12 protein-coding genes are annotated in these 13483 nt (G+C 40.9%); 1 reads left to right on the top strand and 11 read right to left on the bottom strand.

From position 1 onward, the window contains the following. From AB1279_RS01215 to AB1279_RS01165, 11 genes are all read right to left on the bottom strand, one after another. On the bottom strand, window positions 1–1506 hold the full coding sequence (locus tag AB1279_RS01215) for an NADH-quinone oxidoreductase subunit M (RefSeq protein WP_429757558.1): 1506 nt from the start codon (window positions 1504–1506) through the stop codon (window positions 1–3). Beyond that, the gene (nuoL, locus tag AB1279_RS01210) at window positions 1503–3368 is read right to left on the bottom strand and encodes an NADH-quinone oxidoreductase subunit L (RefSeq protein ID WP_429757557.1); all 1866 of its coding nucleotides are present in this window, start codon (window positions 3366–3368) and stop codon (window positions 1503–1505) included. The genes AB1279_RS01215 and nuoL overlap by 4 nt, the downstream gene beginning before the upstream one ends. Window positions 3369–3397: 29 nt before the next feature. Next, window positions 3398–3712, bottom strand: a complete 315-nt coding sequence (gene nuoK / locus AB1279_RS01205; protein WP_336482191.1) for an NADH-quinone oxidoreductase subunit NuoK — start codon at window positions 3710–3712, stop codon at window positions 3398–3400. Further along, window positions 3705–4229: an NADH-quinone oxidoreductase subunit J gene (locus AB1279_RS01200; RefSeq protein WP_429757556.1), complete on the bottom strand. Its 525-nt coding sequence runs from the start codon at window positions 4227–4229 to the stop codon at window positions 3705–3707. The genes nuoK and AB1279_RS01200 overlap by 8 nt, the downstream gene beginning before the upstream one ends. Continuing rightward, entirely contained in the window at window positions 4226–4645 is a 420-nt protein-coding gene (gene nuoI, locus AB1279_RS01195) for an NADH-quinone oxidoreductase subunit NuoI (protein ID WP_336482189.1), read from the bottom strand. Before nuoI ends, AB1279_RS01200 begins: the two co-directional genes overlap by 4 nt. A 24-nt stretch (window positions 4646–4669) precedes the next feature. Next, a complete protein-coding gene (nuoH, locus tag AB1279_RS01190; RefSeq protein ID WP_336482508.1) occupies window positions 4670–5671 on the bottom strand; it encodes an NADH-quinone oxidoreductase subunit NuoH in 1002 nt (333 codons plus the stop codon). Then, window positions 5671–6771: an NADH-quinone oxidoreductase subunit NuoD gene (gene nuoD, locus AB1279_RS01185; protein ID WP_429757555.1), complete on the bottom strand. Its 1101-nt coding sequence runs from the start codon at window positions 6769–6771 to the stop codon at window positions 5671–5673. The genes nuoH and nuoD overlap by 1 nt, the downstream gene beginning before the upstream one ends. Window positions 6772–6776: 5 nt before the next feature. Next, entirely contained in the window at window positions 6777–8297 is a 1521-nt protein-coding gene (locus tag AB1279_RS01180) for an NADH-quinone oxidoreductase subunit C (protein WP_429757554.1), read from the bottom strand. Next, on the bottom strand, window positions 8294–8812 hold the full coding sequence (gene nuoB, locus AB1279_RS01175) for an NADH-quinone oxidoreductase subunit NuoB (protein WP_020061447.1): 519 nt from the start codon (window positions 8810–8812) through the stop codon (window positions 8294–8296). Before nuoB ends, AB1279_RS01180 begins: the two co-directional genes overlap by 4 nt. Next, window positions 8803–9171, bottom strand: coding sequence for an NADH-quinone oxidoreductase subunit A (locus AB1279_RS01170; protein ID WP_154710224.1), 369 nt, complete (start codon window positions 9169–9171; stop codon window positions 8803–8805). Before AB1279_RS01170 ends, nuoB begins: the two co-directional genes overlap by 10 nt. Before the next feature lie 247 nt (window positions 9172–9418). Then, entirely contained in the window at window positions 9419–10627 is a 1209-nt protein-coding gene (locus AB1279_RS01165; protein ID WP_429761264.1) for a methyl-accepting chemotaxis protein, read from the bottom strand. 858 nt (window positions 10628–11485) lie between these two features. On the opposite strand from AB1279_RS01165, the gene AB1279_RS01160 reads away from it, so the two are divergent. Next, window positions 11486–13417, top strand: a complete 1932-nt coding sequence (locus AB1279_RS01160) for a diguanylate cyclase domain-containing protein (protein WP_429757553.1) — start codon at window positions 11486–11488, stop codon at window positions 13415–13417. Window positions 13418–13483: the final 66 nt, after the last annotated feature.

The following is a 13483-nucleotide window of genomic DNA, read 5'->3' as shown; positions in this document are numbered from 1 at the left end:
CTATCTACCCCCTAACGATTGTAATGTATCGCGAAGCGGTTCACCAAGTACATCTGGCAGAATACCAATAATGAGAATACACGCTAGCAAGATTACAACAGGAATATACTCCAATCCACGCATATCGCTTTTCGCTTCGCATTCCCTTTTTCCGAATGTAACTTGCATAACTGCCCGAAGTACATACACCGCTGTTAAAATAATGCCGATTGCTCCGGCCGCCGCTAAGATTGGATGTGCTTGAAACAAACCAAGAAACGCTAGAAATTCGCTCACAAACCCAGACATTCCAGGAAGTCCGAGCGAAGCCATGCTTCCTGCCAATAAGAAACCACTAAGGATTGGTACTCGCTTCGCTAAGCCGCCAAGTTTTGTAATGTCAGAAGTACCAAAGCGCTGCTCGATGATGCCAAGAAGGAAAAAGAGAAGCGCCGCGATTAAACCGTGGGAAACGACTTGAAACAATGCCCCCTTCATCCCCGCCGCGTTCAGCGCGGATAAACCGATCAGCACAATTCCCATATGTGAAATACTTGAATATGCGAGCACTTTTCGGAAATCTGTCTGAACAAGCGCCAGCAAAGCACCGTACAGTAGGTTGATAACCCCTAAAATCCCTAAGGCAAACGCAAACTTTTCAAACTGCTCTGGGAAAAGACCCATTCCAAAGCGGACAATCCCGTATGCCCCAATCTTTAAAAGAACACCTGCATGCAGCATAACAATTGCCGGGTGCGCTTGAACGTGAACATTTACCATCCAGCGGTGAAGCGGAAAGACCGGAAGTTTAATCATAAATGCAACCATAATGGCTAGAAATAACCCAATTTGCAAGGAATCTGGCAACAATTCACCGAATGCTGTCAATTTTCCTCTTACTAAAACGTCCTGTAGCTCTGCTATATTCGTTGTACCTGCCCTTGCAAATAAAATTGAAAAGGCAATGAGTAAAATCGCAGAACCAATGCCGTTATAAATTAAATAGCTGTACGCTGCTTTTTCACTGCTGAATTTGCCCCATTTACCAACGAGTAAAAACATAGCTGGCAATGTAATTTCAAAGAAAACGAAGAACAGCAGCAAGTTTTCCGCAGCGAAGACACCAAGCATTCCGATTTCAAGCATAAGCAGCAGCATGTAGAAACCTTTTACATGCTTTGTAATAGAAAACGCCGTAATGGCAGCTAATGTTGCTAACAATGCTGTCAAAAGCATCATAACGAGTGAGAAGCCATCAATACCCAGTTCATAATAGATCATAAACAATTCTTTCTCTATACCTGGAAAGTTTCCAAATTGAATCCACTTTACCTTTTCAGCAAACATCGTTAAGCTTTTTCCCGATGCATATGTACTCGCGATAAAGAGCGCGGAACCGAGGGGAAGTAATGTGCCAAGCAGACCGACAATCCTTGCCGCTCTCTCCTTCGTCTTCGGTACAAATGCCAACAGTATAATACATAACAGCGGGGAGAAAATGAAGAAAGATAATAGAAAGGAATTCATTGTCCATGCCCCCCTGTCAATAGCAGAATCATTACTAATGCAGCTAAACAAATAGCTGTAACTGTGCCGTACATTTGCACTTGCCCGTTTTGCAATTTCGAGAGGGCCGCGCTCACACCTCTTACAACACCAGCGATTAGCTTCGCGATTCCTTCGACAATGTACGTTTCAAAGAGGTTCAAAACATAGGCAATTCCTTTCACGAGCGGAAGCACTGTTACGCTATACAATTCATCAATATAATATTTCTCCTTCAGCAAGCTGTACATTGGAGTCTGCTCGCCGCCAATCCAATCACGGGAAATTGTGCGTTTTCCATATATTAAATACGCTAAGAAAATCCCTGCTAATGAAACGAACGTTGCCACAATCATGATCCAGGCCGGGCCATGAACTTCCCTCACCTGAAACGCTGCATCTTTTGTGAGCCAATCCCCAAGAAATGTTCCGAACCAAGGTGTATTCACATAACCTGCCACAACTGCCAAGACGCCAAGAACCATCATCGGCACTGTCATGACGCCCGGAGATTCATGCACATTTTTCTGCTCCCCGCGCGCCTCTCCCGTAAAGACAAGGAAGTAAAGACGGAACATATAGAAGGCAGTAAAGAAAGCTGCGATCACCGCAAGGACAAATAAAACGTAATTGCCGCGTTCCCACGTCGCCGCTAAAATTTCATCCTTACTAAAGAATCCAGAAAATAGGGGGACACCGCTAATTGCAAGCGTACCAATTAAAAATAATGAGCCTGTTATTTTCATCTTCTTAAACAAGCCGCCCATTTCTTCGATGTTTTGCGTATGTACGGCATGAATGACGCTTCCGGCTGCTAAGAATAATAACGCCTTAAAGAATGCGTGCGTCGTTAAATGAAAAACACCAGCCACGTATCCTGCTGAACCTAGTGCAAGCATCATATAACCAAGCTGACTCACCGTGGAATACGCTAACACACGCTTAATATCTGTTTGTACTAAACCAATGGATGCCGCAAAGATTGCCGTAACGCCGCCAACGATTGCCACAGTTTGCATCGCTGCTTCGCTCGCTGAGAAAAGCGGAAACATGGTAGCCACTAAATATACCCCAGCTGCAACCATCGTTGCTGCGTGGATAAGCGCCGATACTGGCGTTGGTCCTTCCATCGCATCTGGAAGCCACGAATGCAGAGGAAACTGACCGGACTTCCCAATGGCGCCGACAAAAATTAAAATCGCCGTTAGTGTAATCATCGTTCCTGAAATCTCTCCAGCTTGTACCGCCTTGAAGATTGCATCGTAGTCAAAGCTGCCAACTTGCCAGAATAATAGAATCATCCCGATAAACAAGCCGACATCCCCAATACGCGTCATAATAAACGCCTTTTTTGCAGCTGCCTTTGCCTCTTCTTTAAAGAAATAGAAACCAATTAGCAAGAAGGAGCCGAGCCCTACTAACTCCCAGAATATATAAAGCTGTAATAAGTTAGTTGAAATCACAAGCCCAAGCATCGCAAACGTAAATAACCCTAAGTATGCATAAAAAATATGGAACCTTTCATCGCCATGCATATACCCTTTCGAATACACATGAACGAGCAAGCTCACAAGTGTGACAATAAAGAGCATCAATGCGTTTAATGCATTTACTTCAAAGCCGAAGGAAATGTTCACATCTCCTATTTGTAGCCACGTCCATTGCTGTTTTACCGTTTCTGCCGATAGCCGTTCTATTAATACAAGTACCGCGCCCGCAAATGAAAGAAAAACGAGAAAGGTGCCAAGTAAGCCGCTTCCTTCTTTCAGCTTCTTGCCAAACATCACGAGTAAAACGAAAGATACAAGCGGGAAAAGCGGTATTATCCATGCATAATCCATCATTAGTTTCTCCCCCCTTTTCGGTCACAACATTAATGCTTTAATGAATCCATTTCGTCTGTATTCACCGTTGCGCGGTTTCTGTATAAAGCGATTAAAATTGCCAAGCCAACCGCAGCTTCTGCTGCAGCGACGGACATTGTAAACAGTGAGAAAATTTGTCCCTTTAAATTTGGAAACATCCCTAATTTACTAAAGGCAACTAAATTTAAATTCGCCGCGTTCAACATCAATTCAATGCAAACTAATACAATTACTGTATTACGCTTCGTTAATGCTCCAAATAAACCGATGCAAAACAGTATAATTGCAAGCGTCAGGTACGCAGAAGCTGGAATACTACTCATGCGAATCCCCCTCTTTCTCATCCTTCTTCGCAAGTACAATGGCGCCAACAAGTGCAACAAGTAACAAAATAGATGTTAATTCGAACGTTATTATATATTTCGAATACAACAATTTTCCAATCTGAAGTGTATTTTGCTCATGAAGTGCGATCCCATCTTGTACACGCCCATTCTCAAAATCCACATTATTCACTGCAAAATACATCACGGCACCGAATACCACAACTGCAAGAAAGACAAACAATTTCCGCCATCCAAAACGTATTTCTTCTTCATCATTATGCTTCGTTAACATAATGCCAAAAATCATAATGATCGTAATCGCACCGGAGTAAATCAAAATTTGGACAACCCCGACAAATTCTGCTGATAGCATAAAATACAGCCCAGCAATACTAAGGAACGTAAACACTAGAGCGAGCATCATATGCATCACTTTCGTTAAGTTCAGCATAAGTACACCGCCCATCACCGCAAGCAGGCCTAATGCTAAAAATGCTACTAACTCGCCATTCATGCTTTATTCTCCCTTCTCACGTTTTGATCATTTTCATCCAGCCACTGTAAATTTTTAAATAAATCATCACGCGAATATTCCGCCAGCTCAAAGTTATTCGTCATCACAATTGCTTCTGTCGGACAAACTTCTGTACAAAGATCACAAAGAATACAAATTTCAAAGTTAATATCATACGTATCTATGATCTTCCCTTTCTTCTCTGGATCCGGATGCTTTTTCCCTGTTAGTTGAATACAGTCTGTGGGGCAAATATTTGCGCATTGATTGCAGACAATACATTTTTCTGGATAAAACTTTTGAATACCGCGAAAGCGATCTGGAAGTGGTAGTGGCTGATTTGGATAGTCATACGTTACTTTCTTCTTACTTAAGTTACTAAGCGTATACTTTAAACCTTTAAATAATCCTTTCATTGTACTCCTACCCCCCTTTTTAGATTAGAAGAACAATTCTTTTATAAATGCAGCTAAGAAAATATTTGCAAGCGCTACTGGCAATAGTACTTTCCAGCCAAACTCCATTAATTGATCGCCTCGTATACGCGGAAACGTCACGCGGAACCATATTAACAGAAACACAACAGCGCTAAATTTCAACGCAAACCAAACGGCACCTGGAATAAAAGATAGAAACGGAATTGGCTGCCAGCCCCCTAAGAATAGTACCGTCATAAGCGATGCCATTCCAAAGAAATACACGTACTCAGAGAGCATGAAGAACGCCCAGCGGAATCCTGAATATTCCGTATGATATCCAGAAACAAGTTCCGATTCAGCTTCCGGTAAATCAAACGGCGTCCGGTTCAATTCGGCAACAGCTGCAATTAAGAATACGACAAAACCAACTGGCTGCACGAAAATGTACCAAACCCCTTTTTGCGCCTCGACAATTTCATTTAAATTCAAGCTGCCTGTTAGAAGAACTACTCCAATTACGCTCATAACCAGTGGAATTTCATAGGAAATCATTTGTGCTGCGGCGCGCATTCCTCCTAGTAAGGAGTATTTATTGTTAGACGCCCATCCCCCAGTAACAACGCCAATTGTGGTAATACCGGAGATGGCAATGTAGTACAGTAAGCCAACGCCAATATCAGCAAACTGCAATTTATCTGTAAACGGAATGACCGCTAGTACCATAAATGCCGGCGCAAACGCAATGACAGGTGCTAATATGAAGAGTGGTTTATCGGCAGCTTTCGGAATCGTATCTTCTTTTAATAGAAGCTTTAATACGTCCGCTACTGTTTGCAGGAGACCAAAACGGCCGCCTACTTGGTTTGGCCCTATGCGCCCTTGCATAAATCCCATTACTTTTCTCTCTGCTAAAATCCCATATGTAACAAAACCGAGAACGACAAACAATAGCAGCGTTGCTAATCCGAAAAAAATAAGAAAGTTGGTCCAGCTTGCGGGTGACGCTAAGAGGTTTTGTATCATCATCCATCAACCTCCCCAAGTACAATATCAATGCCGCCTAAGATTGTAATTAAGTTTGCGATATTCTCGCCTTTCAAAAGTTTCGGTAAGATTTGTAGATTATAGAAGGATGGACGGCGGAACTTTAAGCGGTACGGCTCTTTCTTTCCATCGCTCGCAATGTAACAGCCAATCTCTCCGCGCGGTGATTCAATTCGAACGAACGCCTCACCTTTTGGTGCTTTAATAATCTTCGGTACCTTCGCTAAAGTAGCTCCTTCTTTTGGAAACTGCTCTACCGCTTGCTCAATGATTTTCAGCGATTCTTCAATTTCCTCCATCCGGCAAATGTAACGATCCCAAGCATCGCCTACCTTACCAACCGGAACATCAAAGTCAAAGCGGTCATAAATCGAGTACGGTTCATCTTTGCGAAGATCCCATTTGACCCCAGTGCAGCGCAGATTCGCTCCGCTTAATGAATATTGCAATGCATCCTCTGCCAAGTAAATACCGACTCCCCTTACGCGGTTTAAGAAAATTTCATTGCCGCTCACAAGGTCGTGATATCCCTTTAGCTGCTCTCTCATATACGGAACAAACTCGCGCACTTTTTCAATCCAGCCATCCGGGGCATCCCACTTCACCCCGCCAACGCGCATATAGTTAAATGTTAAACGAGCTCCACATAATTCGTTCAGTAGGTTAATAATCATCTCCCGTTCGCGGAATGCATATAAGAACGGACTCACCGCTCCAATATCAAGTAAATTTGTCCCCCACCAAACGAGGTGGCTTGCTACGCGCCCGAGCTCCATTGCAAGTACGCGTAAATATTCAGCACGCTCTGGTATTTCTAATCCCATCATCGTCTCAACCGCGTGACAAATGACGTAGTTATTTGTCATCGCTGATAAATAATCCATTCTGTCTGTGTACGGAATTATTTGCGTATACTGCAAGCTTTCCGCAATTTTCTCTGTGCCGCGGTGCAAATATCCAATGACAGGCGTAGCTTCTTTAATGATCTCCCCGTCAATTTTAATAACGAGCCGAAATACACCGTGCGTACTCGGATGCTGCGGCCCTACATTTAAAAGCATTTCTTCTGTACGAATCATATTTGCTACACCTCCACATCAAACGGCTCATAATCTTTTCGCAGCGGATAGCCAATCCAATCGTCCGGCATCAAAATACGCTTTAAATTTGGATGCCCTTCAAACACAACACCAAGTAAATCATACGCCTCACGCTCCGGCCAATCAGCCCCGTTCCATAACGGTGCAATGGAAGACACTTTCGGCTCATCCCGGTCCAGCTTTACTTTTACCGCTACAGATTGCTTCTTACCATAAGAATATAAATGCACGTACACTTCCATATGCACCGTAAAATCTGTCGCATGCAATTCTGACATATAATCGAATGCAAATTCAGGATCCATCTTTAAAAACTCCATCACTTTATAGTAATGCTTCGGTTTCACAATGAGCGTTGGCACATCCTTGGACAATGTATTAATATAAAAATCTTCTAACACATCTTCACCAAATTTCGCTGTAATTGCCTGAACGTACGCATCTAAATATGGCTGGTTTCGTGATGTCTCTTCTACCTTCGGTTCTTCTTCCTCTTTCTTTCCTCCAGCCGCCCGGGCCTTTGCCGCTGCCGCCGCTTTCGCCTTTGCTGCCGCAATTGCTTTGGCCTTCTCATCACCTTCCGGAACTTCTTCTTGTCCCTTTTGCTTCGCTAACGCTGCCGCCTTCGCTTTTGCTGCTGCCACTGCCTTTGCCTTCGCTGCCGCAATCGCTTTTGCTTTCTCATCATCTTCCGAAGCCTCTTCTTTTCCCTTTTGCTTTGCTAGCGCCGCCGCTTTTGCTTTTGCTGCGGCTGCTGCTTTTGCCTTCGCCTCTGCGATTGCTTTTGCTTTCTCGTCACCTTCTGGTAGTTCTTCTTCCTTTTCTTTCTGCTTCGCTAATGCCGCCGCTTTTGCTTTTGCTGCGGCTGCTGCTTTTGCCTTCGCCTCTGCGATTGCTTTTGCTTTCTCGTCACCTTCTGGTAGTTCTTCTTCCTTTTCTTTCTGCTTCGCTAATGCCGCCGCTTTTGCTTTTGCTGCGGCTGCTGCTTTTGCCTTCGCCTCTGCGATTGCTTTTGCTTTTTCGTCACCTTCTGGTAGTTCTTCTTCCTTTTCTTTCTGCTTCGCTAATGCCGCCGCTTTTGCTTTTGCTGCGGCTGCTGCTTTTGCCTTCGCCTCTGCGATTGCTTTTGCTTTTTCGTCACCTTCTGGTAGTTCTTCTTCCTTTTCTTTCTGCTTCGCTAATGCCGCCGCTTTTGCTTTTGCTGCGGCTGCTGCTTTTGCCTTCGCCTCTGCGATTGCTTTTGCTTTTTCATCATCACTAGATGCTTGTCTTTCCGCTGCCTTTTGCGCCGCTAGTTCCTTCGCCCTTTCTTTCGCTTCTTCTGCCGCGCGGCGCTTTGCTTCTGCTGCATCTATTTCGCCCTCATTTGACAGCGCTTTCTCTTTTTCTTCTACAATAGGAATCTCATTTTCCTGACGTGCCGCCAGTCGCTTCTGCGCTTCTTCCTTTGCACGTTTTGCCGCTTCTTTTTTCGCATCATCTATATTTTTATCTTGGTCGCTCATTTATTCGTCACCTGCTTTCCTGTCTTTGCTTCGTAACGAATTTTCTCTTTTAATTTATTAATACCGTAAATTAACGCTGCTGGATTTGGCGGACAGCCAGGAATGTATACATCCACCGGTACGATTTGATCGACTCCTTTTACAACAGCATACGAATTCACATATGGTCCTCCCGCTGTTGCACAAGATCCCATCGCAATGACCCACTTTGGTTCTGGCATTTGATCATATAAACGACGAACGATTGGTGCCATTTTCTTCGTTACTGTTCCAGATACAATCATGACATCTGATTGACGCGGTGATGTACGGAAGAAAGAGCCAAATCGATCTAAATCATAATGCGAAGAGCCTACTCCCATCATCTCAATCGCACAGCATGCCAGTCCAAATGTCATTGGCCATAGCGAATTACTGCGAGCCCATCCCTTTACTTGTTCCAGTGTCGTAAAAAATATATTTCTTTCTAATTCAGCGCGTTCTTGTGGATGAATATCTTCAAAGTTTATAGCCATTGTAACACCTTCTTTTTCCAAGCATATGCAAGACCAATGAGTAACATAATAACAAAAATGAGCATCTCCACTAATGCAAATAACCCCAGCTTGTCATACGCTACCGCCCACGGATATAAAAATACAGTTTCTACATCAAAAATGACAAAAAGCAATGCAAAAATATAATAACGGGCATGGAAGCGGACGTTCGCATCATGAAACGGCTCAATTCCACTTTCATATGTTGTTTCCTTCGCCGCACTCGGTTTATGTGGACGCAGCAGCTTCCCCAATGTGAGTGCTACAATCGGCAGTAATATACCCAATAGCAAAAAAATGACGACAATCATATAACTATTTTCATATACATTTGCCATTGTAAAACTCTCTCCCCCCTCACAAATACAAGTTCACTTAGTAAACGTTATGATTGATTTGCACTATTTATTATTTTTTAATTTTTCTAAATAATGCGATTATAATTATTATATCAAATTTCAAATTCTTATGTCGATATATTGGAAAAAGGTAGAAAAGAAATACGGAAAAAGCCTGTTTCAGCACCCTGTGAACAGACTTTTTCCGTATTCATCCACACTATAACAATTACCCTAACTAATAAGGTTAAAATAAAATAAATTGATTTGTTTTTTGAACAAGCTCTTTTACATCCCGATCAATAACATTCACTTCAGTTACAAAGTCATTGATTTTTTCAGCTGTTGTTTGAATAATTTCATTTACTTGTTCTGTCGCCACAGCAGTTTCTTCACTCGCAGACATGACAGATAATGTTTCATTTTGAATAGATGTTTGTTGCTGCTGAATGGAATGAACACGATTTGTTACATTTTGGAGCGCTTCATTCAATTCATTCGTTACATTCTTTAATCCCTGCATTTGATTTTTTACTTCCTTGACCTGGTTATTTTGTTCGGCATATTTTTTTAAAGCGACAGTCAGTTCTAAATTAGCCTCTTCTGTTTCAGTACGGATATCTTGCGTTATTTTCTGGATACGGTCAGTGTGCTCTGCTGTTTTTTCAGCCAGCTTGCGAACTTCTTCTGCGACAACCGCAAATCCTCTTCCGCTTTCCCCCGCACGTGCTGCTTCAATGGAGGCATTTAAGGCAAGCAAGTTTGTTTGTATTGCAATATCGTCAATGGTTTGTACAATTTCTTCGGTCCCCTTAACACGCTCTAACAAGATATTCATTGTATTCCAGAATGCCTCAAAGCTCTTTCCAGTCACTTCACTCCGGTTCAGTGACTCTTGCAGAGATTGCTCCCCCTCATGGCCGGCTTTTTTCACAACTCCTGAAATAACATCCATCTGTTCAACAGCTTCTGCGACTCCCTTGACTTCTTGTTCAAAACTTTGAATATTTTCAGTCGTACGTTCCATAGACTGAACCGTATGGGTATTACTAGATGCTATTTCATCACTTGCAGCCAGTATCATATTATTCTGCTCTTGAAGATAGCGAGAAGAAGATACAAGATTACCGGATGCTTGTTTGACTGTCTGCGCCGTTGTCTGCACGTCATTGACTAAAGATCGCAAGTAGACCGTCATATGTTGAAATGCTCCTACAATACGCCCTATTTCATCCTCTCTTGTATATACAATGTTTGTATCCCGTAAATCCCCCTGTGCTATACGTGCGGCTGCTTGTTCTACTGCGCCGAGCGGCTTTAAGATACGACGAATAAATACAGTTAAGATAATAAGAGAGAAAACAAAAATCACTACGATAAATAAAAGTAATTTTGGAACATGTTCCTTGGCAACCTCTCCTGCAATATCTTTAACTTTAGACGCATCTATATCCATCCCAAGAGCACCAAGTACTTTGCCGCTTTTATCCTTAATAGGTACAATGACAGTCATATAATCTCCATACGTTTGGTCTTTAATAATACCAGTATGAATTGCTGTGCCCGACAATACTTGGTCTATATCGGGATAGTTCATGCTTGTCGCTTCTCCAATGGCAACTTGTATCTTTGAATCCTTTGGTTGTCCATCAATAATCATATATGTCTTGCCATTCTTAATTTCTAATGTATAAAGGTATAAAGCTCCATTGTTTTCACGAATCGTATTTAAACGATCGCGAATTTTCCAGTAAGTGTCATCTTTCTTTGGATTCTGCAGCCATTCTTTATAGGAATCTACGTCAAAATTCTTGGTAATTGCTTGTTCAATATTTATCCCAAATGTAGCAATACTGCTTTCAACACCACTTCTCAATATCACATTCGTAAAAATTCCAAATCCAATTACAAGAGATAACATAAGAACAACAGCTAAACTTATAATGCGACCTCGAATACTCATTTTTTGAAACATATTGTTCCCCCTTTTTCTGTTGACCGTGGATATTCATGAATTTTAGTCTAAACAAATCCCATTATTTTTATTTTACTATTTGTATATATAAAAATATACAATATAGGGAACGGAAAAGTATTAGCAATTTACTAAAAAAGCTTCACAGGTATGAGTCCTGTGAAGCTTTACTGCCTCTTTAAAGGTTGCTTATCTTTCATTTCACATCACAACCTCTAATTGAATGTATGTCTTAAAAAGACTATTCCTTTTAAAAGAAAATGGCATACTATAAATAAGAGAAAAAATGTTGTATGTTTATAACAAAAGCATGACATCTAACATCACAGGTGACTGATTATGACAAAAAATGAAAAAAACCATTTGTTTTTTCTTTTGGGTTCTTTATTAATTTATATAACTTCGCATTATATAGCTTTACAAATATGGGACGAGTCCTCGTTTCTTTTTCAAATGGAAACAAATATAACTACTCTCATCATTGATCTAGTGATATGTAGTTCTTTATTTTATTCTACTTCCCGCAAAAAAGGACACGCCTACAAGTTTTGGATGCTATTAGCAACCGGTTCGTTTTTTTATTTTATTGGCGATACAATTGTTGCGTATCAACGTTTAATTTTGCACGAATACAAAACATTTGCAGATTCATCAGATGCATTCTATTTATTATTTTTACTTTTCTATACGCTAGCTTTTTTCTATAAATGTATGCATGACCGCAAAAATTGGAAAAGAATGTTTATTTTATGTGATATCTGTATCCTCATTACAGCAATATTTACTTTAAACTATTATCTGTTCATCAAAAACGCTGTGAACCAAAATAAAATCTCTTTCATTTCTGAATTTGTTCAACTTGCGTATCCAGTTGCGAATTTACTATTTTTATTGATGGGAATTTGTTTATTATTTCGACCCGTAGCGATTACTTCCAAGCTAGTTATTTCATTGCTAAGTTGTTCGCTCATCTTATATGCATTAATTGACTCTACCTATGCGTACATTAAATATTTTTTACCACATGGTTCTACGTTTACCGTAGCACCCCTCTATCAAGTTATATTAGGGATAGTTGCAATCGCTTGTCTGCTTCATACAAACGAACAAAACAAATCTATGCAAGCTCTTTTACCTACCAAAATGGGCGAGATAATTCGGTTATCAATTCCTTATCTATCAGTTGCTGCATTAATTCTATTTACTTTATATGAAAACACCTTTTCACCCATTTTAGTGAAAGGAGTTTTCATAATGTTTTTCTTCGTACTCATTCGCCACCTGTTAGTGCGAAGCCAAAATGCACAACTATTACAAAAAGAGCAGCAGTTTAATCTGGAGTTAGAAAAACAAATTGAACTGCGGACAGAAGACTTAGTAAACAAAACAAACGCATTATTTCAAAGCCAACAAATGTTTAAATCATTATACGAACATCATCCCGATCCAATTTTCACATTAGATTTACAAGGGACATTTTTAAATATAAATAACGCTGGAATCACATTGCTTGGCTATCCAGCAGATGAAATTTTGCACAAATCTTACCATTCCCTTGTGTATGAAAAAGATTTGGAAACTATTGTGGACGTTTTTCGTTATGTGAAAAAGGGACATTCCGCAGCTTTAGATATACGCGCATATCATCAAAATAGAGATATTTATTATTTACATGTAACAGCGGTACCAATCATATTTAAAGAACAAATTATGGGTATTTATGTAATGGTAAAAGATATTACCGAAAGCAAAAAGCAGCAAGAACAAATTAATTTTTTAGCGTATCATGATACATTAACACAGCTTGCTAACCGTCGTGCATTTGAAGAGCAGCTGAATCATGCAATCATTCAAGCCAACAAAGAAAAAGCTCAATTCGCAATTATGTTTCTCGATTTAGATCGATTCAAAATGATTAACGATACACTGGGTCATAAAATTGGGGATCTTCTCTTAGTCGAAGTTGCAAAGCGATTGCAATATGCCGCTGGACAAAATAGCAAAGTGGCTCGGCTTGCCGGAGACGAATTTACGGTTCTAATCGAAAACTACGACAGTTTCTCAGAAGTTGAGACAATCGCAAATAACATTTTACAAGTTATAAATGAACCAATTCAAATAGAAAGTCACACATTACAAATTACACCAAGCATCGGGATCGCTGCTTATCCAGACGCGGGAGATGACGCTATATCACTTCTGCAGCATGCTGATATGGCGATGTATGAAGCAAAAAATAAAGGAAAAAACGGTATTTCAGTTTATCGGTGAATTGGCAAGAAAACCCAGCTGATAGGAAGCTTTCTTCACTAAGTTTCTTACTGCTAATAACTACAA

The organism is Bacillus sp. S14(2024), from assembly GCF_050473785.1.
Lineage (GTDB): Bacteria > Bacillota > Bacilli > Bacillales > Bacillaceae_G > Bacillus_A > Bacillus_A yunxiaonensis.
This window is presented reverse-complemented; position numbering and strand designations above follow the sequence as displayed.

What these genes read in the sequence shown, in the direction of transcription:
- AB1279_RS01215 (WP_429757558.1), bottom strand. Translation starts at nt 1,506, where the DNA reads ATGAATTCCTTTCTATTATCTTTCTTCATTTTCTCCCCGCTGTTATGT.
- nuoL (WP_429757557.1), bottom strand. Translation starts at nt 3,368, where the DNA reads ATGATGGATTATGCATGGATAATACCGCTTTTCCCGCTTGTATCTTTC.
- nuoK (WP_336482191.1), bottom strand. Translation starts at nt 3,712, where the DNA reads ATGAGTAGTATTCCAGCTTCTGCGTACCTGACGCTTGCAATTATACTG.
- AB1279_RS01200 (WP_429757556.1), bottom strand. Translation starts at nt 4,229, where the DNA reads ATGAATGGCGAGTTAGTAGCATTTTTAGCATTAGGCCTGCTTGCGGTG.
- nuoI (WP_336482189.1), bottom strand. Translation starts at nt 4,645, where the DNA reads ATGAAAGGATTATTTAAAGGTTTAAAGTATACGCTTAGTAACTTAAGT.
- nuoH (WP_336482508.1), bottom strand. Translation starts at nt 5,671, where the DNA reads ATGATACAAAACCTCTTAGCGTCACCCGCAAGCTGGACCAACTTTCTT.
- nuoD (WP_429757555.1), bottom strand. Translation starts at nt 6,771, where the DNA reads ATGATTCGTACAGAAGAAATGCTTTTAAATGTAGGGCCGCAGCATCCG.
- AB1279_RS01180 (WP_429757554.1), bottom strand. Translation starts at nt 8,297, where the DNA reads ATGAGCGACCAAGATAAAAATATAGATGATGCGAAAAAAGAAGCGGCA.
- nuoB (WP_020061447.1), bottom strand. Translation starts at nt 8,812, where the DNA reads ATGGCTATAAACTTTGAAGATATTCATCCACAAGAACGCGCTGAATTA.
- AB1279_RS01170 (WP_154710224.1), bottom strand. Translation starts at nt 9,171, where the DNA reads ATGGCAAATGTATATGAAAATAGTTATATGATTGTCGTCATTTTTTTG.
- AB1279_RS01165 (WP_429761264.1), bottom strand. Translation starts at nt 10,627, where the DNA reads ATGGATATAGATGCGTCTAAAGTTAAAGATATTGCAGGAGAGGTTGCC.
- AB1279_RS01160 (WP_429757553.1), top strand. Translation starts at nt 11,486, where the DNA reads ATGACAAAAAATGAAAAAAACCATTTGTTTTTTCTTTTGGGTTCTTTA.